General features: G+C 43.4%; 26 protein-coding genes and 1 pseudogene. 15 read left to right on the top strand and 12 right to left on the bottom strand.

The genetic code is table 11. From position 1 onward, the window contains the following. The 3 genes from MKR94_RS12620 to MKR94_RS12610 form a co-directional block, all read left to right on the top strand. On the top strand, positions 1 to 405 hold a 405-nt coding region (locus MKR94_RS12620), incomplete at its 5' end, for a LysR substrate-binding domain-containing protein (protein ID WP_241647221.1). Positions 406 to 487: 82 nt separating this feature from the next. Further along, positions 488 to 643 carry a GNAT family N-acetyltransferase gene (locus tag MKR94_RS12615; RefSeq protein ID WP_241647220.1) on the top strand — a complete coding sequence of 52 codons (156 nt, stop codon included), beginning with the start codon at positions 488 to 490 and terminating at the stop codon, positions 641 to 643. Between the two features lie 2 nt (positions 644 to 645). Beyond that, positions 646 to 1,074, top strand: a complete 429-nt coding sequence (locus MKR94_RS12610; protein ID WP_241647219.1) for a WapI family immunity protein — start codon at positions 646 to 648, stop codon at positions 1,072 to 1,074. 389 nt (positions 1,075 to 1,463) lie between these two features. Here MKR94_RS12610 and MKR94_RS17205 read toward each other — a convergent pair. Next, a pseudogene (locus MKR94_RS17205) lies at positions 1,464 to 1,556 on the bottom strand (LysE family translocator); the annotation flags it as partial. A gap of 297 nt (positions 1,557 to 1,853) precedes the next feature. Here MKR94_RS17205 and MKR94_RS12605 point away from each other — a divergent pair. The 4 genes from MKR94_RS12605 (at position 1,854) to MKR94_RS12590 (ending at position 3,993) form a co-directional block, all read left to right on the top strand. Next, positions 1,854 to 2,150 carry a hypothetical protein gene (locus MKR94_RS12605; RefSeq protein ID WP_241647228.1) on the top strand — a complete coding sequence of 99 codons (297 nt, stop codon included), beginning with the start codon at positions 1,854 to 1,856 and terminating at the stop codon, positions 2,148 to 2,150. Further along, on the top strand, positions 2,045 to 2,428 hold the full coding sequence (locus tag MKR94_RS12600; RefSeq protein ID WP_241647218.1) for a LysR substrate-binding domain-containing protein: 384 nt from the start codon (positions 2,045 to 2,047) through the stop codon (positions 2,426 to 2,428). Before MKR94_RS12605 ends, MKR94_RS12600 begins: the two co-directional genes overlap by 106 nt. Before the next feature lie 252 nt (positions 2,429 to 2,680). Continuing rightward, positions 2,681 to 3,049: a GNAT family N-acetyltransferase gene (locus MKR94_RS12595; RefSeq protein ID WP_338328026.1), complete on the top strand. Its 369-nt coding sequence runs from the start codon at positions 2,681 to 2,683 to the stop codon at positions 3,047 to 3,049. Positions 3,050 to 3,099: 50 nt separating this feature from the next. Further along, positions 3,100 to 3,993, top strand: coding sequence for a dihydrodipicolinate synthase family protein (locus tag MKR94_RS12590; RefSeq protein WP_241647217.1), 894 nt, complete (start codon positions 3,100 to 3,102; stop codon positions 3,991 to 3,993). 43 nt (positions 3,994 to 4,036) lie between these two features. Here the strand turns inward: MKR94_RS12590 and MKR94_RS12585 are convergent, their stop codons facing one another. Both MKR94_RS12585 and MKR94_RS12580 read right to left on the bottom strand, forming a co-directional pair. Then, a complete protein-coding gene (locus tag MKR94_RS12585) occupies positions 4,037 to 4,504 on the bottom strand; it encodes an ester cyclase (RefSeq protein WP_241595446.1) in 468 nt (155 codons plus the stop codon). An 11-nt stretch (positions 4,505 to 4,515) separates the two neighbouring features. After that, entirely contained in the window at positions 4,516 to 5,946 is a 1,431-nt protein-coding gene (locus tag MKR94_RS12580; protein WP_241647216.1) for an aminobutyraldehyde dehydrogenase, read from the bottom strand. Between the two features lie 83 nt (positions 5,947 to 6,029). Between MKR94_RS12580 and MKR94_RS12575 the strand changes: the two genes are divergently transcribed. Continuing rightward, on the top strand, positions 6,030 to 6,836 hold the full coding sequence (locus MKR94_RS12575; RefSeq protein WP_241647215.1) for a FadR/GntR family transcriptional regulator: 807 nt from the start codon (positions 6,030 to 6,032) through the stop codon (positions 6,834 to 6,836). Continuing rightward, positions 6,837 to 7,538, top strand: a complete 702-nt coding sequence (locus MKR94_RS12570; RefSeq protein ID WP_241647214.1) for a cache domain-containing protein — start codon at positions 6,837 to 6,839, stop codon at positions 7,536 to 7,538. It abuts the gene before it with no gap. Here MKR94_RS12570 and MKR94_RS12565 read toward each other — a convergent pair. The 4 genes from MKR94_RS12565 to MKR94_RS12550 form a co-directional block, all read right to left on the bottom strand. Further along, complete coding sequence (locus tag MKR94_RS12565; protein ID WP_241647213.1) at positions 7,527 to 9,023, bottom strand: APC family permease; 1,497 nt, start codon at positions 9,021 to 9,023, stop codon at positions 7,527 to 7,529. The two genes, MKR94_RS12570 and MKR94_RS12565, sit on opposite strands and share 12 nt — an antisense overlap. A gap of 448 nt (positions 9,024 to 9,471) precedes the next feature. Then, positions 9,472 to 9,825 (bottom strand): hypothetical protein, encoded by a 354-nt coding sequence (locus MKR94_RS12560; protein ID WP_241647212.1) that lies wholly within the window; start codon positions 9,823 to 9,825, stop codon positions 9,472 to 9,474. Beyond that, the gene (locus MKR94_RS12555; RefSeq protein ID WP_241647211.1) at positions 9,812 to 10,204 is read right to left on the bottom strand and encodes a lysozyme family protein; all 393 of its coding nucleotides are present in this window, start codon (positions 10,202 to 10,204) and stop codon (positions 9,812 to 9,814) included. The genes MKR94_RS12560 and MKR94_RS12555 overlap by 14 nt, the downstream gene beginning before the upstream one ends. Before the next feature lie 1,020 nt (positions 10,205 to 11,224). Continuing rightward, positions 11,225 to 11,491, bottom strand: a complete 267-nt coding sequence (locus MKR94_RS12550) for a DksA/TraR family C4-type zinc finger protein (protein WP_241647209.1) — start codon at positions 11,489 to 11,491, stop codon at positions 11,225 to 11,227. 561 nt (positions 11,492 to 12,052) lie between these two features. Here MKR94_RS12550 and MKR94_RS12540 point away from each other — a divergent pair. Continuing rightward, the gene (locus tag MKR94_RS12540) at positions 12,053 to 12,751 is read left to right on the top strand and encodes an RluA family pseudouridine synthase (protein WP_241647208.1); all 699 of its coding nucleotides are present in this window, start codon (positions 12,053 to 12,055) and stop codon (positions 12,749 to 12,751) included. Positions 12,752 to 12,777: 26 nt separating this feature from the next. Beyond that, the gene (locus MKR94_RS12535; RefSeq protein ID WP_241647207.1) at positions 12,778 to 13,167 is read left to right on the top strand and encodes a DUF4440 domain-containing protein; all 390 of its coding nucleotides are present in this window, start codon (positions 12,778 to 12,780) and stop codon (positions 13,165 to 13,167) included. An 899-nt stretch (positions 13,168 to 14,066) separates the two neighbouring features. Here MKR94_RS12535 and MKR94_RS12530 read toward each other — a convergent pair. Together MKR94_RS12530 and MKR94_RS12525 are read right to left on the bottom strand one after the other, a co-directional pair. Then, positions 14,067 to 15,239 carry an MFS transporter gene (locus MKR94_RS12530; RefSeq protein ID WP_241647206.1) on the bottom strand — a complete coding sequence of 391 codons (1,173 nt, stop codon included), beginning with the start codon at positions 15,237 to 15,239 and terminating at the stop codon, positions 14,067 to 14,069. Further along, on the bottom strand, positions 15,236 to 15,430 hold the full coding sequence (locus MKR94_RS12525) for a hypothetical protein (protein WP_241647205.1): 195 nt from the start codon (positions 15,428 to 15,430) through the stop codon (positions 15,236 to 15,238). Before MKR94_RS12525 ends, MKR94_RS12530 begins: the two co-directional genes overlap by 4 nt. Before the next feature lie 103 nt (positions 15,431 to 15,533). Here MKR94_RS12525 and MKR94_RS12520 point away from each other — a divergent pair, with 103 nt between their 5' ends. From MKR94_RS12520 to MKR94_RS12510, 3 genes are all read left to right on the top strand, one after another. Beyond that, a complete protein-coding gene (locus tag MKR94_RS12520) occupies positions 15,534 to 16,430 on the top strand; it encodes a LysR family transcriptional regulator (RefSeq protein WP_241647204.1) in 897 nt (298 codons plus the stop codon). Between the two features lie 287 nt (positions 16,431 to 16,717). Then, a complete protein-coding gene (locus MKR94_RS12515; RefSeq protein ID WP_241647203.1) occupies positions 16,718 to 17,233 on the top strand; it encodes a peptidoglycan-binding domain-containing protein in 516 nt (171 codons plus the stop codon). Then, on the top strand, positions 17,223 to 17,516 hold the full coding sequence (locus MKR94_RS12510) for a hypothetical protein (protein ID WP_241647202.1): 294 nt from the start codon (positions 17,223 to 17,225) through the stop codon (positions 17,514 to 17,516). Before MKR94_RS12515 ends, MKR94_RS12510 begins: the two co-directional genes overlap by 11 nt. Before the next feature lie 109 nt (positions 17,517 to 17,625). Here the strand turns inward: MKR94_RS12510 and MKR94_RS12505 are convergent, their stop codons facing one another. After that, entirely contained in the window at positions 17,626 to 17,718 is a 93-nt protein-coding gene (locus MKR94_RS12505; RefSeq protein WP_241647226.1) for a zinc-binding dehydrogenase, read from the bottom strand. 23 nt (positions 17,719 to 17,741) lie between these two features. Then, positions 17,742 to 17,960 (bottom strand): MDR/zinc-dependent alcohol dehydrogenase-like family protein, encoded by a 219-nt coding sequence (locus MKR94_RS12500; RefSeq protein WP_241647201.1) that lies wholly within the window; start codon positions 17,958 to 17,960, stop codon positions 17,742 to 17,744. On the opposite strand from MKR94_RS12500, the gene MKR94_RS12495 reads away from it, so the two are divergent. Further along, a complete protein-coding gene (locus tag MKR94_RS12495) occupies positions 17,953 to 18,279 on the top strand; it encodes a helix-turn-helix domain-containing protein (protein ID WP_241647225.1) in 327 nt (108 codons plus the stop codon). The genes MKR94_RS12500 and MKR94_RS12495 overlap by 8 nt on opposite strands. 692 nt (positions 18,280 to 18,971) lie before the next feature. On the opposite strand, the gene MKR94_RS12490 is transcribed toward MKR94_RS12495, so the two are convergent. Continuing rightward, on the bottom strand, positions 18,972 to 20,051 hold the full coding sequence (locus MKR94_RS12490) for an acyltransferase family protein (protein ID WP_241647199.1): 1,080 nt from the start codon (positions 20,049 to 20,051) through the stop codon (positions 18,972 to 18,974). Between the last annotated feature and the right edge of the window lie 197 nt (positions 20,052 to 20,248).

Genomic DNA, 20,248 nt, shown 5'->3' with positions numbered 1-20,248 from the left:
GCGGTTGTCGACTACCCTGTTGTGGTTCGACAAGGTCATCCGCTGCATCACGCTAAGCACCTTTGCGAACTCAGCGAGGCTAAGTGGACCATGCCTTCCTCCACCAGTAGCTATTATTCGTTGCTAGAGCAGTTGTACCGTGGCCACTCGCTACCACAAGTCTGGGTTACCTGTGAAAGCCTGATCGCTTGTACCAGCTTGGTGACGCAGAGTGATTTCTTAAGCATCATCTCGAGCCATATCGTGAATACCCCCATTCTCAGCGATCAATTGGTGGTCCTCGTTCTTGTGACCCCTGCCCCGCAAGCGATATTTTATTTAGTCCAGCGCAAAGATCATCAATTAGGGCCAATCAGCGCCTATTTGGCGCAGCTTTTTCGAGACTTCAGTCATGCGCCGCGATAGGCCTGCGCCGCACGAATCCCTTGAGCTAAGCTAATAAGTGTCGTAAAAATAACGTCTACAGTCGATTTGGAGTGGAGTCGTTATGCTGCCTCGTATAGAAACTGCTCGTCTTATCCTCGCCCCCTTGGTGAAAGAAGATGCTCCCCTTATTCAGCAAGCTTTCCCACGTTGGGATATAGTGAAATACCTGACGCGTAAGGATTGGACTATCTATCACTTCCAGTATTTTCAGAGGTAATAATGATCGATATCAATGTTGGTGTGTTGAAATTTCAGTTATCGCCTTATGAAAGAGAATATTCAGAAGATGGGCTGTTCAGTGATTGGATAAAGACATTTGTGGAGTATAAGCTTCCTGTATTAACTATACAGTATAGCACTGCATTTACTGTTGTTGAGCTTGTTGATTTGAAAGAACAATTTTGTTCACTTTACGATTGTTTAGTTAAACAACAACCGCATTCTGGTATATCTTTTGATAGCTTAGAACGTCATTTTAGCTTACAGGTAAACCAAGTTGGTCATCATAATGTTGCGGAAATAAGCATTATGATGAAACCTGAAGATAACGCAGAAAGTGTTAAAGTAACCGATACCTTTTACCTTGATCAAAGCTACTTCCCTTCACTACTTTCAGGTCTTGATCAAATGATTAATTGGTCTTCATAACTAGGTATATATCACTTTTAGGCCAGTGTTTTTGGTACGTATAGTATGGGGTTATGTTAACTCCATCTATGGGGGTCCCTTTCTCACTTGTCAGGTAAATAGACCTTAGCCTATATTTGAAGCCTTAAAGCATGACTGCAATTATTGCTGATTTCGTATAGCTTGCCGCCTCTACATTTCGCGATAATTTTATGCAACAGGTCCTTATCTCTAAGGAAATCATCTACCGAGTAGTTCTTTCGCCATAAATAGAAAGCGTAATTATTGCAGCCATAAGAATGACGATCTTCTTCACTCTCGAGTCCTACCCAATGAGTAAAAATATCCATCGCTAGTATGCGTGCTAGAGGGACTTATGTTAAATCAAGCCTAGTCAGAGAGTCGAGCTTTTAACGGAATAAAGTGTGTAAAGAAAAGGCAATAAGTAGAATACCACCGGCAATATTGACGTATTTTTTTAATATCATAGAGTTATTTTTTTTAAGAAAATGCGGTTGGTGTACAGAGTGTTGCATAAGATATTACTATTAGTCCTAGTATGTACTTCATTGACATTCCCCCATTTCTTTTTAATTTTATCAAGAGCTAACTTTTTTGTGATAAGCCGTTATATCCGCCATTCACTATCATATGTTACAGATTTTAAATCATATTAAACGGCATAACGGATTAACAAAGCGTTTTTTCCAGAACTCACGTGCTATTGTTAAAGCACTATTTGGGTCGTTAATTACCGACCAGATTCGCTTGGGTATTGGCGGCAGTATGGCCTGACCCTGATGCCCAAGGTGATTGACTGCTTTCAACAACGTTATCCGCGAGTGAATGTGCATATCGTCGAGGGACAACTCTCTTCCATGCTACCGGCGTTACGCCAAGACATATCGGATTTCACTATCAATACCGTGACCCAACTGCCTTTCGAGCGCGAATTAAGCTTCGAACCTTTGCGGTTGTCGACTACCCTGTTGTGGTTCGACAAGGTCATCCGCTGCATCACGCTAAGCACCTTTGCGAACTCAGCGAGGCTAAGTGGACCATGCCTCCCTCCACCAGTAGCTATTATTCGTTGCTAGAGCAGTTGTACAGTGGCCACTCGCTACCACAAGTCTGGGTCACCTGTGAAAACCTGATCGCTTGTACCAGCTTGGTGACGCAGAGTGATTTCTTAAGCATCATCTCGAGCCATATCGTGAATACCCCCATTCTCAGCGATCAATTGGTGGTCCTCGTTCTTGTGACCCCTGCCCCGCAAGCGATATTTTATTTAGTCCAGCGCAAAGATCATCAATTAGGGCCAATCAGCGCCTATTTGGCGCAGCTTTTTCGAGACTTCAGTCAGGCGCCGCGATAGGCCTGCGCCGCACGAATCCCTTGAGCTAAGCTAATAAGTGTCGTAAAAATAACGTCTACAGTCGATTTGGAGTGGAGTCGTTATGCTGCCTCGTATAGAAACTGCTCGTCTTATCCTCGCCCCCTTGGTGAAAGAAGATGCTCCCCTTATTCAGTAAGCTTTCCCACGTTGGGATATAGTGAAATACCTGACGCGTAAAGGCCCTACCCTGCTAACGGAGCAGAATTCTTTTGCGAAAAGACCTTACACGCGATACAGCAGCAAACGGAGTGGGTTTGGACGTTGCGCCCTCTCACTTCGCCTACCGAATTTATCGGTCTAATCCGGCTCTCCTTAGAAGTGGATAATAATCGGGGATTTTGGTTAGTGCCTGAATGGCAAGGTCAAGGTTATATGCGCGAAGCCTGCCACGCCGCCACTGATTTTTGGTTTAATCAGCTAAAGCAACCGGTTCTGCGTGCACCCAAAGCGAAAGCGAATCGGCGCTCTCTCAAGATCTCACAGCAGAGCGGTATGCGAATGATCCGAGAAGAGATCGGTGAATATCATATTGGTGATATTCCCTCGACATTATGGGAGATCACACGCGAAGAGTGGAATGGGCGTTACACTGACCCATAAATAAAAAGGACTTCTCTGATACTACCCTTCACCTTAATAAGGATAACAAAATGTTTTCTGGTCTAAGTGCCTTCCCACTCACGCCTTGTAAAGCAGGATACGTTGATGAAGTCTCTTTCGAAAAGCTTATTGTTCGTTTAGTAGAGGCAGACGTCGACTCAATCGGCCTGATGGGATCGACGGGGTGCTATGCTTACTTCACCCCACAGCAGCGTGAACGTATTATTCAGCAGGCCAAGTCGCTGGCAGGAACGATACCCGTTATTGCCGGTGTAGGGGCAATCAGTACACAAGAGGTTCTCCAACGTGTGGAGCAAGCGCAGCGACTCGGTGTCGATGCACTATTATTAGCCCCTGTTTCTTATCACAGTTTAACCCACGAAGAAGTCTTCGGACTATTTGAAACGGTCAACCGTAACAGCTCTATTCCCATTTGCGTCTACGATAATCCTGGTACCACTCACTTTCATTTCACCCCTGAGCTCTATGCTGAGTTAGCCAGTTTATCGCAGGTCCGCTCGATAAAAATCCCTGGCACCTCGACACAGCTAGTTGATCCTAAGCGTGAAATCAGCGGATTACGCCAGCAGCTACCTGCGGATATTGCTTTAGGGATAAGTGGCGATGCCTATGCAAAAAATGGCTTATTGAGCGGATGCGCGGTCTGGTATTCCGTTTGCGCGGGCGTGTTCCCTGTAGTGGCTAAGCGTCTTGCCCAGGCTGCGTTATCCGGTGAAAACGAACGCGCTGAAGCAATTGATCGACAACTTTCGCCACTTTGGCAGTTATTTACTCAATATCGTGGCAGTTTACGTGTTATCGCCGCTGCAGCCAGTATTATGGGCCTTACCGAGTGGGATTGCCTGCCTCGCCCAATTCAACCGCTACCCGAATCAGCGAGGAATGAGATAGCAAAGGTACTGGACGAGTTAGCACTATGTTGATCTGATTTGGTGGGCTGGCCGCGCGAGCGGCAGCCCTTAACAACTATTTCAACTGATCCGATAATTTTTTCGAATCATAATAATCGCCCTGATAAGTAATCTTACCCTGTGACACTTTGATGAAACTGACGCCATCAAAACTGATCTTTTTATGCGTGGCCGGAGTACCGGCCCATGCCCCATCGTTAGTTCCGCTAAAACGCCATTGAAACGCGATAGTATCGCCGTTATAGACCGGTTTACTGGTCATCACCCAGCGTAAATCAGGTACCGCATCGACGAAGGTTTTAACCACCTGTTGTGTGGCCTGCTGCTTACCAACTACCGGCTCACCGACCGAGGCATCGTAATAGCTGACTTTATCCGCGAAATACGTCCCTGCTTTATGACTGTCGTGCTGGTTCCACGCCTGCATATATTGCGTAACGACCGTTAGCGGCGTCGCTTCTGCATAGCTTAGCCCGCTCGTCAGGCAGAGTGTGAAAAGAGTGTACGCTGCAAATTTACGCATTATCACCTCGCTTAATCTTGCTCAAGATCGATCATGACATGTTTCACTCGGGTATATTCCTCCAGCGCATAGGCTGAAAGATCTTTACCGTAACCTGACTTCTTAAAACCGCCGTGAGGCATCTCAGCACAGAGCGGAATATGGTTATTGACCCATACGGTGCCAAAGTCGAGATCGCGCGTCAGCCGATGAGCTTTCGCCACTGAGCCGGTCCACACACTGGCCGCCAGTCCATAATCGACACCATTGGCTTTGGCCAGAGCATCGGCTTCATCGTCGAAGGGTTGTAGGGTCATCACCGGGCCAAACACTTCCTGTTGAATCGCTTCATCATCTTGCTTTAAACCCGAAATAATGGTCGCTGGGAAATAAAACCCTGCCCCTTGCGCCGCACTGCCGCCGATTTCCACTTTGGCATGGGCGGGTAGCCGTTGCATAAAGCCTTCGACTTGCGCCAACTGATTCGTACTATTGAGTGCCCCGAATAAGGCATCGGTGTCATCGGGCTGGCCGAAACGGATCTGTTCAGTCTTGGCGACCAACTGTTGTAAGAATGTTGGATAGATTGAGGCCTCGACTAATATACGCGTCGCAGCGGTACAGTCTTGGCCCGCATTGAAGAAGCCCGCGGTCGTAATCCCCTCAATCGCCTTTTCGATATTTGCATCGGCAAACACGATAGCCGGTGCTTTTCCGCCTAACTCTAAATGGGCTTTGGTGAGGTTGGCCGCCGCAGAGGTGGCGACTTGGACACCGGCGCGCACCGATCCGGTAATGGAGACCAGTGACGCGTTAGGATTAGACACCACCAGCGAGCCGGTTTCCGCTTGCCCTAAAATCACATTAAAGGCTCCTTTCGGAAAAAACGCTGCTGCCAATTCGGCCAATAATAGGGTACTCATTGGCGTCGTATCACTCGGCTTAAGTACTACCGTATTGCCAGCGGCTAAGGCGGGCGCGATTTTCCAGATAGCCATCATAAAAGGATAGTTCCATGGCGTGACTTGCCCGACTATGCCCAACGGCTCGCGGCGAATGGTTGAGGTGAAGCCGTCAAGATATTCATAGCTGGCCCGTCCCTCTAAATGACGGGCAGCTCCGGCAAAGAAACGCAAAGCATCGCAGGACGCGGCGACCTCTTCCTTCTCTATAAAGTGCTTTAATTGCCCGGTTTCCCGACATTGTAGCTCGACAAAGCGCTGTGTATTGGCCTCCACTGCCTCGGCCAACTGCAGTAACGCTTTTTGTCTCTCAGAGGGTGTGGAGCGCCGCCATTGCTTAAAGGCGCGCGTCGCCGCCTGATACGCCAAGGTTACCTCGGCAGCCTCTCCTTTCGGGCTTTGGGCATAACAGCTACCATCCACCGGACTAATCAAGTCAAAGTAGGCCGTTGATGCCGAATCAACGTATTGACCATCAATAAAATGTTTCAGTCGTTGCATCGTTTTATCCTTGATAAGTTCACTTCAAACCTAAGAAAAATACACTCGCCGGAGATTCTCACTGGTAGGCGTGGCGCAGTGCTTTGAAAAATACCCTTGCTGTGTTAAGACTGTTTTCCTCATGGACAACTGGTGAAAGCATAACGATGATGACGCATGCGATAATATTCGCGCCAATCGGACAGGCAAGCCGGGCGGAACAGATTGTGACCCGCCTCGCCAATGCCATCATGACTGGGCTGTTGCAAGCCCATGAACAGCTGCCCAACGAAGCAGAGCTGGCCAAGATGCTGGGGGTTTCGCATATCACGGTACGCGAGGCGTTGAACACCCTGCGCGCCAAGGAGCTGATTTACACCAGCCGAGGACGCCACGGTGGCAGCTTTGTCTGTGATAATATTGAAAGTCGTGCCCATAACTACCATCCTCTCAACTTATTGAGCAGTGATTACTTACTGGATCTCGGTGAGATGCACTGCGCGATACTGGCACATAGCGCGCGGCTCGCAGCCAAACGCATGAGCGAAACGGAACAGCTTACCTTCACCTCTTTTATTGATGACTTCGAGCAAGCTACTACCGCCGAGTCACGTGCCCAAGCGGATATGCGCTGCTTACTTTTTTTATCTGCCAGCTCACAATCAGCGCGCTTAGCCAATAGTGAGTTGACGCTACAAACCGAGTGGGCCTCGTTCATTGCCCTGCTCTATGGTGATGACACACTCCATCAGCAATGCGTGCAACATTATCGAAGATTGATGGAAGCCTTATCTCAACAATGCACTGAAGCGGCTGCAAAAGCGGTCAGTGAGCTTATTCTATTTTTAGCCGAACACCTTGTTGACTGTAAGCTCAACACCACTGCCTCTAAGTCTGGGAGAATGTTATAAGTGAACTCATCCACTCCACTTCACGCCGTCATTGCGCCGCTTGAACAGCTTTTCACCCAGTGTTCTCACTCAAGCCAGCAGTTAGCGCAACAACTGACTCAATTACTTAGCCCACTGGTTAGCGCTGCCACACCAACCGAGCTTGAGACGACGGCGTTTCCGAAAGGGGCGATAGAGGCCCTTATCAATCGTACGCTTTCTGATAACCGCTTCTGTTCCGGTGCAGGCTTTGCCTATCATGCGGATGCACCGCTGAATCCTCAGGCAAAATGGTCGCTCTATTGGATGTATAAGGACGCAAGTCACGACACTGCACTCGAACTTACGCCTCTGACCCATCAGCACCTCGATTTTCGAACTTTCGAGTGGTTTCTAAAAACCAAATCGCTTAAAGGTCCCTACTTTCATGGTCCTTATGTCGACTATATCTGTAATACGTCGTATACCATGACCTCTGCCGCCCCTATCTTTATTCAACACTGTTTTTACGGGGTCGCTGCCGTCGATATTTTGGTTAGCCGCATCGAGGACGAAATCTTAAACGTTCTGCCTCAGCCTCGCCCCAAAATGGTGTTAACCAATACCTTTGGAAGAGTCATTTTCTCTACCCTCTCGGGTTATCGTGTGGGTGATATACTGCACAGTGAGGCGCTGGCCGTCATCCACCAGCACCCTCTTTTTTCGCTCTACTTACCGACGTGATCCCTCTTGGCGACGCAGCGCCCTTAACGCTTCTGCGTGTTCAATCGCATCGTTTTCCGGTGCGTTTGATTTACCGTAGGGCCGCTGGAGTAGCATATAAAACAAGCCGATAATCAACACCACGGCCAAGCCAATCAGTACGGTCCATTTATCAATAAAGTTGGGGCTATCCGCAGGTTGAGCCAGTAAATAAATTCCCACAATGCCATATGCCAGCGCCAAAACGTTAGTCAGTAAACCGAAGGCCCCGATATGCCACTCGCCAGCCGGTTTCCAACCTTTAATCCGCTGACGAAGCGCAGCCAATACGACCATTTGAAACGAAAGATAGATACCAATAACGGCAAAGGCGGTAATTCGAGCCAGATTATCAGGTTGGAAATAGACCCAGACACAGAAGATCACTGGCAGTAAGCAACTGATGATCATCGCGTTATCTGGCACATTATGGGCGGAGATTTTCGCCATCCAACGGCTACCCGGTAACATCTGATCGCGAGAGAAAGAGAAGATAAGGCGGCTTAGCGCAGCTTGTAACGACAAGATGCAAGAGAGCATGGCGATAATCGCAATGACGATAAACACTTTCGCCCCCACCGGCCCCAGAGCCTCGTTAAGGATGGCAGGGATAGGATCACTCACTTTACCGCTGACGATATTGCGTAAATTAGGTGAAGAAAGCAGATACCCTAATACCGAGATAATCGCCGAGATAGCACCGAAGATAATACTTAACATCATCGCGACTGGGATTTTTCGGCTGGCATCCTGCACTTCTTCCGCAACGTTACCGCAGGCCTCAAAACCGAAGAACATAAACAGCCCCATTAGCGAAGCAGCCATAAAGGCTCCGACGTAACTGCCGCTACTCGACAGGATCCCCATCGAATCGAAGATGACCGAGAAAGGTTGCGAGCGGTGAAAAATTAACAGATAGATCCCTAAGGCAATCACGCTGACAATTTCACACCAAAAACCGATTCTGGCGACGCGAGCAAGGTTTTTCGTCCCAGAGAGATTCACCCCCATCATCACTGCCAGTAAGATAACCGAAGTCATCAGAAGATGGAGCGGTGTAGCGCTGAACGAGACGAGGCTCGCTACGAAGGTCGAGGTGTATTCAGCGATTGAGGTAATGGTCACCACCAACGCCCATAGATAGACCCAGGCCGCAATCCAAGCATATTTTTTACCCCATAGCCGACGTGCCCAAGGGTATAAACCGCCGGTGATGGGATATTGCGAGGCGATTTCGCCAAACACTAAGGCCACTAACAGTTGCCCTACCGCAGCGATGACGATCCACCAGATCGCCGGAGGCCCCGCGAGGGTAATGGCTAAGGCAAACAGTGAATAGACCGCCGTCAACGGTGAAAGATAAGTAAATCCTAACGAGAAGTTGGAGATAAGCCCAATAGAACGTTGGAACTGTTCTTTACCAGCTTCCGGTGCACCTTGTGCAGGGGGTTGTGTCGATTTTTCCATTGTAGAGTCTCTCGCTGGCACAATACATTCAAAAAGGTGAACTCATTTATAAAACATAAAGGATTATATTTATAATATTTCAGTTCACAGTTTCCGGAAAAAAATTTAAATACTATTAAAAACAGAGGCTTAGAGGATATATGTTTTTCTTATTATTGTTTGTTAGGGAGGATATAGCAGTTTAGTTAGTTAATAACATTAATAAATGTAAGGTAATCCCCTACACTCTGGACAATATTCCAGAATGAATCGAGCAAGGAGTTCAGCCAGAGAGTGGTGCTAGACCGCTAAGAAAATCACCCTTGTGCCAGCGGATGAATAAGAGATTTCAACTGTACTTATGAAATGGATTAAAAATCAATTTAACTGTTTAAAGCAAAGTGCAGAAATTAGAATCTCTGTAGTCGCTAAAGGTGAATGAGATGTTGTTAGGCATCCATATCATCACTCAATAATTCAGGCCTTCGAAGAAATCTGCCGCAGACTTGTATTCAGAATATAAGCAAAGGTTTTCCTCTGCTACTTCCGCGTCGGTATTTAACGATTCAGATATTGCGAGCTTACATTTTTTTCTAATCGTCGCATCCCATGAATTCCTCAAATCAATTAATTTATTTTTTTCTTTTGGGCGATTCTTAATCGCAACATTAACCCAATTATCAAGATATTTTCTGCCCATTTCTGTTTTCGCTATCGATTTTTTGTTTATTTCCGCTAATTGACTCATCTCTGGCTCAGTAAATGCCGCAGACAAATTGAAGGAAAATATTGATAGAAGAAAAATAAAACTAATTGTTTTCATAGAAGTCAATCCTTCTTTTGAACCTATCTTTGGGGACGGTAAACCAAACATTCCGATCTACTAATACTTTTTCAAACCCTTTTACGTCACCATCGTAGGCGAGTTTTTGTATATATCCCCGTGTCCTTTTACTGTAATCCCCACGGTACCGTAAATCTATAAGTAACTCTTTTATTTTATCAGGAATATTATCCCATGCTTGAATGGGCAATATATTCTGGTTAGTGTGATATTTTTTTATTTCCCACCTACTCTTACATATTCTTCCAACATCCTTCCTCGCCTCTTCATAACTTATCATAAACAAATTTAATTGCTGTTGTTCAGTTATCTCGCCAACTAAATCCCTTTTTTTACAACGAAATTCTAAGCTGAACATCCTTTTAATTTCGCTCCTCCAGATATTGCTTCAGCTTTTTCTATTTCTATCCCTGCCTTTTTTAAGGCTATCAATACCTCTATCTTCGTTCTATCACCAAGATCGAAACCTCTTCCAATCGTCACGCCAGAATTACTATTACTGCATAAGGATGCGATACCTGGCCAAGGTAATTTTTATGAGTAATCTTTGCTTGACTTTATATTGTTACCTTATGCTCTAAACGTTAAGATTCCTTTTTAAGTTCTAGCATATCCTTATGCCACCTTCTGATAGAGTTAAGAGTAAATCAATCAAACCATTATTATATTTCACGCTAGTTGATGCACCTGCGGGAAAATACTTCAGGAGTTTTCTATTTAGCTTGATTTTAATCGGCAATATTTCCTACCTTATCGACACTGTGTTTTTTAGAATTGTTATCAATAATCACCATCCATCGCGATACTAATTACTCATACACAACATATACTGTAAACCCAGCTAGGCGATGGCTTAAAGTGATGTAGATAACTTTTTTGTCATTATCGATAGCCGATACTGTTTTCATCTATTGTTTCGGTTTTAAAATCAAGCGACTTATCGTCGAATAGAGTACAGCATCAGACTAACTTAAACGTCCATGTTTATATTCAAATAGAATGCAGAAGAAGGGCTATTTCAGATTAATTAGCAGTAGGGTAAACATATATAACAATTATATATGTTTTATATCAAAACCATAAAATATTATTGCGGTGACTTTTTATTAGAGAAATGAAAAAAATGATAAGGCGCCAGAACGCTCCCCTACAATTAAATAATAACTATGTAATCATAACGCCCACCTATATAAATAGGAATTAAAATATTTTATCATCCTTATTTTAACTGGTGAATCGTGGCATAAGTGTTGATATATCCAAAGGTAAATTTACCTTAAATTTTTTATTCTCAGCTATCCTGCACTACAATCAAGTAAGAAGCCGCAACAATGGCATCTTATCGCCATCAAAGAGCGCCTCAACGGCATATCGCCGTCTAGCGCAACTGACTATCTTTACTCCCGCGGCGATTGATACCGCTCGCCGCAGACATTTTCTTATCCTGTGCATCTTGGCAGTTAACACAATAGATCACTCCCGGTAAAGCTTGGCGGCGAGCAAGTGGTATAGGTTCACCACAGCCCTCGCAAAATTCAGCGCTTTCACCGTGGTGGAGCTGACTCCTCGCCTGCGCGATAGCATCGTCGACGGTGTCATCAATCTGCTTTTGAACTGCGCCATCTTCCGCCCATCCCCCAGCCATGCTACCTCCTCAATCATTGGTATAAATAATAAGTATAGATGAAGGGCGATAGTTTGCTGACAATGCCAAGCCAGCTATACCCTAGGGCTTAGGGGACAGTTTAGCGGTCCTATGCACACCATTATTAAAATGTGTTTCCGAAATTATGTAAGAGGCACCTGCTTGCTTGGCTTGCGTGGCGACGAGACTTTCGGCTTCATCGAGGGTAGCGGCATATACGGTAACGCTTTGCGCGGAAGCTGTGAATGAGGCGAGAGTCAGGGTGAAAATGGCGACAATTTTTTTGATCTATTCCATGGGTATATTCCTTAGTTTTACGGGTTTCGAATACATTATCGTTGCGATACCCGCTATATTAAGCAGTACCTCTGGGATTAACTATCAAAAACAATTGCTAATCTTATTCAAATAATTAGATTTAAATTAGCTAAGATTTCATCCTAGTTCAGTAAAACAGTTGAAAGATAACCTGTTGTACGCCTCGACAGAGTATGAGGAGGCTTCACCTCAAGCGTAAAATCACTTATCCTCTTTACCTAATCTGTCACCGCTGAGACCATCATGGCGAGTATTATCGATACTTTTATCGCCCCACCCTGCGAGGCCGCAATCGAAATCCTCTATCAGGATGAAGCATTACTTGTTATTAATAAGCCCAGCGGATTATTAAGCCTTTCAGGTAAAAACCCGCTTAATTGGGATTCGGTTCATTACCGTCTACTTCAACAGTTTCCGGGGTGTACGCTGGTGCATCGACTCGATTTTGGGACCTCAGGTCTTATGCTCGTTGGGTTGAATAAAGCCAGTACGGCGGCCCTTAGCCAGCAATTCAGTGAACGTTCTGTCGACAAGACTTATCATGCTTTGCTTTGCGGCCATCTTTCGAATCATAGCGGGATCATTGATGCACCTATTGCAAAAGATCCGCAAAACTTCCCACTCATGCGCATCGACGCAACGACAGGTAAACCGGCGCAATCTCGTTATGAGGTGGAGCAACGCATTGAGTATCCGTTGAGTTCCGGCCCGACACTGCCGATCACTCAAGTGAAACTGTCGCCGTTAACAGGCCGTACACATCAATTACGGATCCACTGCCAATATTTGGGCTATCCTATTTTGGGCTGTGACCTGTATGGTGGTCGTGATTATCCAAACTTAGCACCGCCCCCACGACTGATGCTTCACGCCAGCGCGATAAGCTTCCAGCATCCCCTTTCTGGCATGCCCATGGCGCTAGAAAGTCCACTGCCCTTTTAACTATTCCGACAACAATAGAGGACATAATGAATCGTTATTTCCAAGAAGTGATTGATGCCCACCACCTGATCAGTGATGTGCTAGGTAAACAGGATACCAGTGGCGATAAACGCTTACAGCTGCTCTCTCGATTCGACCATGACTTTATCATGATTGCGCCCACTGGAGCGATATTTGACCATCAACAACTCGTCGACTTTTTCGAGCAACAACAAGGATCACGCCCTGGGCTGAAGATCACGCTTTTTGACTTCATTCTGATCGCTGAAGACGAGAAAAATGCGATTATTGCCTATAAAGAACGGCAAGACTTCCCAGATAAGCCTGGTACCTTACGCTATTCCACCTTGGTCTTTTCTCATGAACAAGGCAGATTACAGTGGCGACATTTGCACGAAACATTCCTGCCTTTATAAGGTTCGGGTCTGATGGAGTGAGAATGGATAATCGATGGTAAGCTATTTTCATGATTATCTATTAAGAGAGCAGTGGATAAATAACTGTCACATTAATTAAAAGAATTATACGTTCTTATTTAGCCATTCACGATTACCAATAGTAACTCTTCAATCTAACAAGATGTATTATTTTAATGTCCTGAGGGAAAGTGAAATAAGAGTGTGATAATAAACCAGTAATAAAAAGTATATTATTGATATTTGAAAATTTCAGATGAATGTAAATATCCTATATGTATTTATATATCAATCTTTTATTTTAACTCTCTTTGTTATTGAATAAGGCTTGATTTATGAGGAGTGGGTTCATTGACGGGTGGGATATTGATTCAGGGATTACTTTCCCGTGCAGCGAAATCTTCGAGAAATTTAAAAGTTAAACACCCTAAGTTATGGGTAAAGCTGTATAATCCAGAGCTCGATATGCTGTATTTTTTATTTAACAAACCTATCGCCCATTATCGTTTTTTAATAAACCATTTTCAGTAAATTATTCATCGGTGTATGAAAGTTTATATTAAGATTAATTAGACTATGTCGAAAATTTATCTCTTCGATATTAATGACCACTATTATTGTCTTCGTATCTTTATTTTCGATCATTTCATTAATTCTCTTCAATGGTTTTGAGAGAATAACAGTGCTTCTTTTGGTTTTTTTCTGTGGCCTCTTTTTTTATTGGTTATCTTGGTTAATTACATCAAAGAAAGATAGGGAGTGAAATAGTATAGAAACAATCACCACCCTATAATAAAAAGTGACTAATCAAAATCTCTTCGCGGAATTATGCACCATTTATTCTACTATATCTTAGCCTTAGACGGTAAAGTCAATGAAACATGATCTACTCCTGTTGCTTATAACGTTAATCTCTTACGAGCTATACAGAGTAAAATTAGGCTTATCAACGTTATTATCGACGTTAAATAGTAAAGTATACTCAGGCTCCAATGCGCTAAAACCCCTGTACCTAATATTGCTCCGAAGCCCACTGCCCCATTGAATATAGCAGCATAAATCGCTGAAGCGGGTAGAGCATCTTCCTTTGCTACTCGTAAAATCCATGTCTGAAAGCCTACAAACAATATCGCTACACCAAGCCCCCAACCAGCTAAAAGGGGTAATATGCTGACTCTGCTATTGAACATAGGAGAGTTGATCAATAGTAAACAACAACCTACCAATAACAATCCAACGCCAAGCACTTTCTTCAAGTGGCTATCGATGAATACCCCACAAATGATATTACCTATCACTCCTGCAACACCAAATATGAGTAGATAAAGAGTAACCCAAGTCTCTGGCAGAGCAAGCACTGAAGAGAGGAGTGTCTCGATAAACGTGAAGGCAGCAAAGTGCGCGACAATACTGCAACCGGCAATCATGTAGACAATTCTTAGTCTCGGATTTTTAACCACTGATAAGAGTTCTCTTCTTTCTATAGGAGCTGCACCTGAGACTGCGGGCAGGGATATCGCCAGCAATATCGCTGTGATGATAGATAGGCTCGCTAAAAGCGAAAATGACCAACGCCAGTCAGCATGCGCACTGATCCAATTAATAAGCGGGACACCTAAAACACTCGCGATAGAGACTCCGCCAAAGACAATCGCAGTCGCTTTGCCTACATGACTATCTGAGACCAATTTAGCTCCTAAGGACCCAATTATGGCCCAGAATACCCCATGAGCGAGGGCACCCATCAGTCTGGCCACTAACAACAGATTAAATTGATGACTCATTGCTGCCACGCCATTCGATAGGCCCAACACTAGCATGAGTCCGATTAATAATGGTCTACGCGGTAAATGACTAATCATCGTCACGGAAGCTAGCGCGGCAGCTGCTCCCACCCAGGCATACAAGGTCACCACGACTCCCGCCGTACTCGTCTTCTGATGCAGTGCTTGTGCTATTGCAGACAACATCCCTATAGGCGCGAGTTCAGCAGTCACCACCGTGAATGAAGCGATACCTAGCATAAAAACAGCAACCCACTCACGCCAAGTGGTAGAGCTTGCCGGGCTCATAGGATAATCCCCTTCATACCTTTAATTGAATAGTGTTCCCTGAACGGCTGAAAGGCTGGAGCTGTCTGGGCGCCCACCTCTACCGTCAGCATCACGTCTGCGACCTTTAAATGAGTGATTAAGCGCGTTATCTGCTTTGTCTTAGAAAGGGGAACGATATGACGTCCCTTCCCTAATACATAATCTTGCATAATGGTTATCCCTTGGTTAATAGTGAGATAAACAGTATATTTTCCGTAACAGGGGATATCTATGCACAAAAAACCAAATCAATTTTCCGTAAATGGAAAGGTAATGAATCGCCCGTCTATTAATTGGGAAGATACTCGCGTGTTTCTTGCCATTGCCAGAGAAGGCACTTTAAGTGGCGCCGCAAAACAATTGACTGTGGGCATTGCCACGATATCTCGTCGTTTGGATCGCTTAGAATCATCACTGCAAATTCGTCTGTTCACTCGCGACCAACAGGGCTATACCCTCACCGACGAGGGTCGGGACCTTATTTCTCCAGCTGAAGCGTTAGAACAAGCCGGTATGGCATTTGGTGAGGCAGCATATCGTAATCACGATCAAGTGAAGGGCCATGTCCGCTTAGCGACCGCCCAAGGGTTAGCGGATTACCTGATTACCCCAGCTTTGCCGAAACTTATCGCTGATCACCCTATGTTGACGCTGGAGATCGTCACCAGTGTGTCCACCACTAACCTACACCGACGTGATGCGGATATTGCCTTACGAATGGTGAGACCAAACCGCGGTAATGTGAGTATTCGTCAACTTGGGTTACTAGGATTCGGCCTTTACGCTTCGCACTCCTATTTAACGACCCGACAAAATCCCGGCACTTCTATCCTCTCTTTCGAGCATGACGATTTCATTGGTTGGTCAGAGACGCAGCAACACTTACCCGCCGCGCAGTGGTTAACAAAAAGAGTAAAAGGTAGGCCTCATCGCCTGACGACGACCAGTTTATCTGCACAGATCAGTGCTGTGGAGGCTGGCATTGGGATGGCAATACTTCCTCATTTTATTGCTACAAAAAGAAATTTGGTCTGTGTGCAGCAACAACTAGGTTGTGATCAACCTATCTGGCTAGCTATTCATTCAGATTTGGCAAACTCACGTCGGGTCAGAGCGGTGGTGGATTTTCTAGAGGGACTAATTGCTGAAAATAAAGTACTTTTGGCATAAAAGCCGAAATAGCGCAGAGTTTGAGAAAGTTAATAAGTTATCGTTTTTAAGCACTTCCTTACGAGTCAGTTATAGTCTCATAATATGAATAAAATAGAATAATTGAATGATAATTACTGATGTCAAAAATTTTTAATGTATCATTCCTATGTATTTAACATAAAGAAATTATTATTATCAACAACTCAGTTAGATTCCCCAATAAATTCTTTATATAGGTGGTTAATGAAAAACCCAGTGGACGGGTATGGGTTTCAAACTTCTCAGGAAGTCATTGGGTAGAATCATTGAGTCAGCCATTTAGAGATAAAGTAAAACGTTATTTAGAAAGCATGCAAGATGCTGGCATTAATGTCGTTATTACCTCGAAACTTAGACCTTCAGAACGTGCTTATCTTATGCACTGGTCATGGAAATTATCTCGTAACCTTGTTAAGCCACAACATATTCCGTATAAAATTGGTGTAAATATTGACTGGGTACATGTGAACTCTTATGGTTCGATAAATCTGACTCAGAGCATTGTTGCAGCAAAAGAAATGGTCAAAGCATACGGTATGACGAACCTTAATGTGGCCCCTTCGTTAACCAGCAGACACACTGAAGGGTATGCAATTGATATGTTACTGACTTGGCATGGAAATATCGAAATTAAAGATCGAAAAGGAAAGCCCTGCAAGATTACAAGCTTACCTCATGATGGGATGAATAAAGAACTTCATATTATAAGTCAGTCATTTGGCGTTATTAAGTATCACGGTGGTAATAAAGATAAACCACACTGGTCTATTGATGGATATTGAAATGGTTAAATATATAATATGCCCTATTTTACTTTCATTATTTTTTTCAGTTCAAGCGATTGATAAAAAAGAATCTATACTTCAAGATTTCATTATTAACGCTGAAAATTGTCAGCACCTAGCCAGTGAATGGGACTCGATTCTACCTCAAGTACAACAACGGGATATTGAAAAGCAAATTGATATCGTTTGCCTCACTGCGAGACAGCTTCGGGAAGTGATTAAAAGACGTTATCAGGATGATAAAAAAACCATCAGTATAATTGGAAGTTTCGATTTTTAATAACCAAGGGATATAGGGACTTTCTCTCTATATTTAGTACCATTAAAAGTGAGAACGGTTGTCAATTTATTACTCATCCCGCATAGTGCGGGATAAGCGGTATCAATAATCACATCGTAATGACAACTTTTCCAATATGATTACCTGTATCTAAGTACTCATGTGCTTTAGCGATCTCTTCTAATGGATAAGTGGCGTAAATAATGCGTTTACAATGCCCCTTCTCTAAAGCAGGCAGACTTTTTCTTTTAACTGTTCAGCGATAACTCTTTTTTCCTCTAGATTTCGGCCACGCATGGTTGAACCCGTAATCGCAATACGCTTAATCATCATGTTTGTGATATCAAAATTATTGACTAAGTTTCCTCCCATAAAACCAATAATCACCAAGCTGCCATCTCTTTTCAGTAGATTCATGTTCTTATTGAAATAGGAAATAGACACTGAAATTCGTCATATCACACCTGCCGGCGGCAACATCTTTGCCGGCCTAGGTTTTGACGAGCAGGAGGCCAAAGCGCTTCACGCTAACTCCTTACGCAAAATTGAAAATACACTTGCCATCAAAGAGAAATTGATGGAAGAGATTACCCTCTGGATCTCTGACAAAAACATGAAACAGGCAGACGTTGCCACCGTTTTACATATTTCACGTCCGCGTGTCTCTGATGTGGTAAACAAAAAGACCAACAAATTTACTATTGATGCGTTGGTGAATATGTTAAGCCGCATAGGTAAACCTGTTCGGGGTTCTGTCGGTTAACCCTTTATTTTTTAGAGTAGCTCACAATATTGGGCTGCTTTCAACGACCCACAGTGTATTCTGTCTTAGCCTCCGTCAGCAGGCCGCCTTTGTTCAAAATCAATTCAAAGGCCATTTTCGGTAAAGGTTTAAAGTTTATCTTTCTGTTTAAAGTGGCACAGTGTAGTGTCAGTCAACATGGCTGATTGTTTTCCTTGATCAAGAAAGAGCATGTTGTAAAAACAAAGATAAGTTTACTAACTATCTTTTATTAAATGAGTTATTTAAAGCAACACCACAACTCGACCAAGATTTATCACATACCAATTTTTCAAAAGCTGAATTCGAAACCTGAGAGTATCATCACAAATTCGATTGAAAAAACCGTGCTTGTTAGTGCTAATAGTTGCTAGAAAATGCCAGACACAAAAACAAAAAACCCGCAATGACGCGGGCTTAGAGTGTTTTACTGCTTAGTGGTGCCAGCTATTGCTAGACGTTAACCACTCAATTATTTAAATAACAAATAAAGCACTGAATTTAATGAATATTAATCAATAATCAATTATAGATACCGACATTAATACCGACGCCACTATAAAGTGAGCGTATTTTGAATAGTTAAAACTCATCAATAATTGAGTCACATTATCAATAAGGGAACTCTTCACCATCACCTCTCGGCAATTCCTTCACCATAAAAGTCACCACTCTTAACAATCTGACGTCTTCTTGAGCGCAATCCTATCAGCTATAAATCCAACGAGGCTTCTTGCTAACTGTATTGAAGGCTTTTCAATTAGAATATTTAATAAATATGCCAGTAAAATACTAATAGATATGGATATAATAAATAAAACAGATTGGGATAGAGTATTAAAAAAGAAACCATGTTTATCAGTAAAAAACATCATAACTGGGTAATGAACCAAATAAATTGAGTATGAAACATCACCTAGGAATGATAAAGGCTTAAAGTTAAAATATTCACTGAGATATTCAGAGATAACTAAAGAAGTGACAATCAACACCGCTAATGTCATCCCACCCTCAACACCGAAAACTTGCGGACCAACAACGAATGATGCTATTGAACTTATAGCAAAGATTAACAAGAAAAATCTAGACACCATTAAGGATTTAAATCTGTGAATTTTTTTCAAAAACTCATGCAAAAGCATACCTATTATGAACTCAATAAATATAGTGTTGCTTAGTATTTTTAGAATGCCTCCCCACCAACCAAAACTGATGAACCTGAGTGAAGCTTGGGAAGACCATGAAAAACTTTCGTTGAAAAACATCTGTAGAGATGTCATCAACGAGAGAATTATAAGAATGCAAATTGAAACTCTATACCTATAGCTTATCATCATAGATAGCATAAATATGATGTAGAAAGTTATCTCATAAGTAAGTGTCCATGATGGACCCAATGGGCTATATCCAAAACTTGGCCCCAGTGAATTAAAATTCTGGAGGCAAAAATACAATGCACAAACAGTTTTATCCGCATTACCCCACTTATATACAATAAGCGTTGAAAGCAGCCATACAACAAATAGACATGGCCAAATTCTGAAGACTCTTTTTATTGCAAATGTTATAGGCGGTTCATGGTGCTGGCTTGTTATGAAGGCTATTATGAATCCGCTGATGATAAAAAAAACATCAACACCTAGTGCTCCTGGGATGATTTTTGTAATCGATCCCCCTAACAAAAATGAGTTGTGAGCGATAATAATCAGTATCGCCGCCAACCCCCTTAGATATTGTATTGAATAGAGTTTCAATCTCCCCTCCCCATTTTAGTTGCAAAGTAAGAATTTATGCACTGTAAAGTATTAATAATTTTTTCCAACATTTAGACCACTAACTCCAACTGACACCATCGTCTACTTCTCTAATTTGACCAATAAAAAAAGAGTGTTTCTAAGATTGATTCGTGCTTCAACGTAATCTATTGCCGGGATGGGAAAGCCATGGCTAC

It is taken from the genome of Rosenbergiella metrosideri (assembly GCF_022602565.1).
GTDB classification, from domain to species: Bacteria; Pseudomonadota; Gammaproteobacteria; order Enterobacterales; family Enterobacteriaceae; genus Rosenbergiella; species Rosenbergiella metrosideri.
The sequence above is the reverse complement of the archived record's forward strand: the minus strand, read 5'-3'. Positions and strand labels throughout refer to the sequence as shown.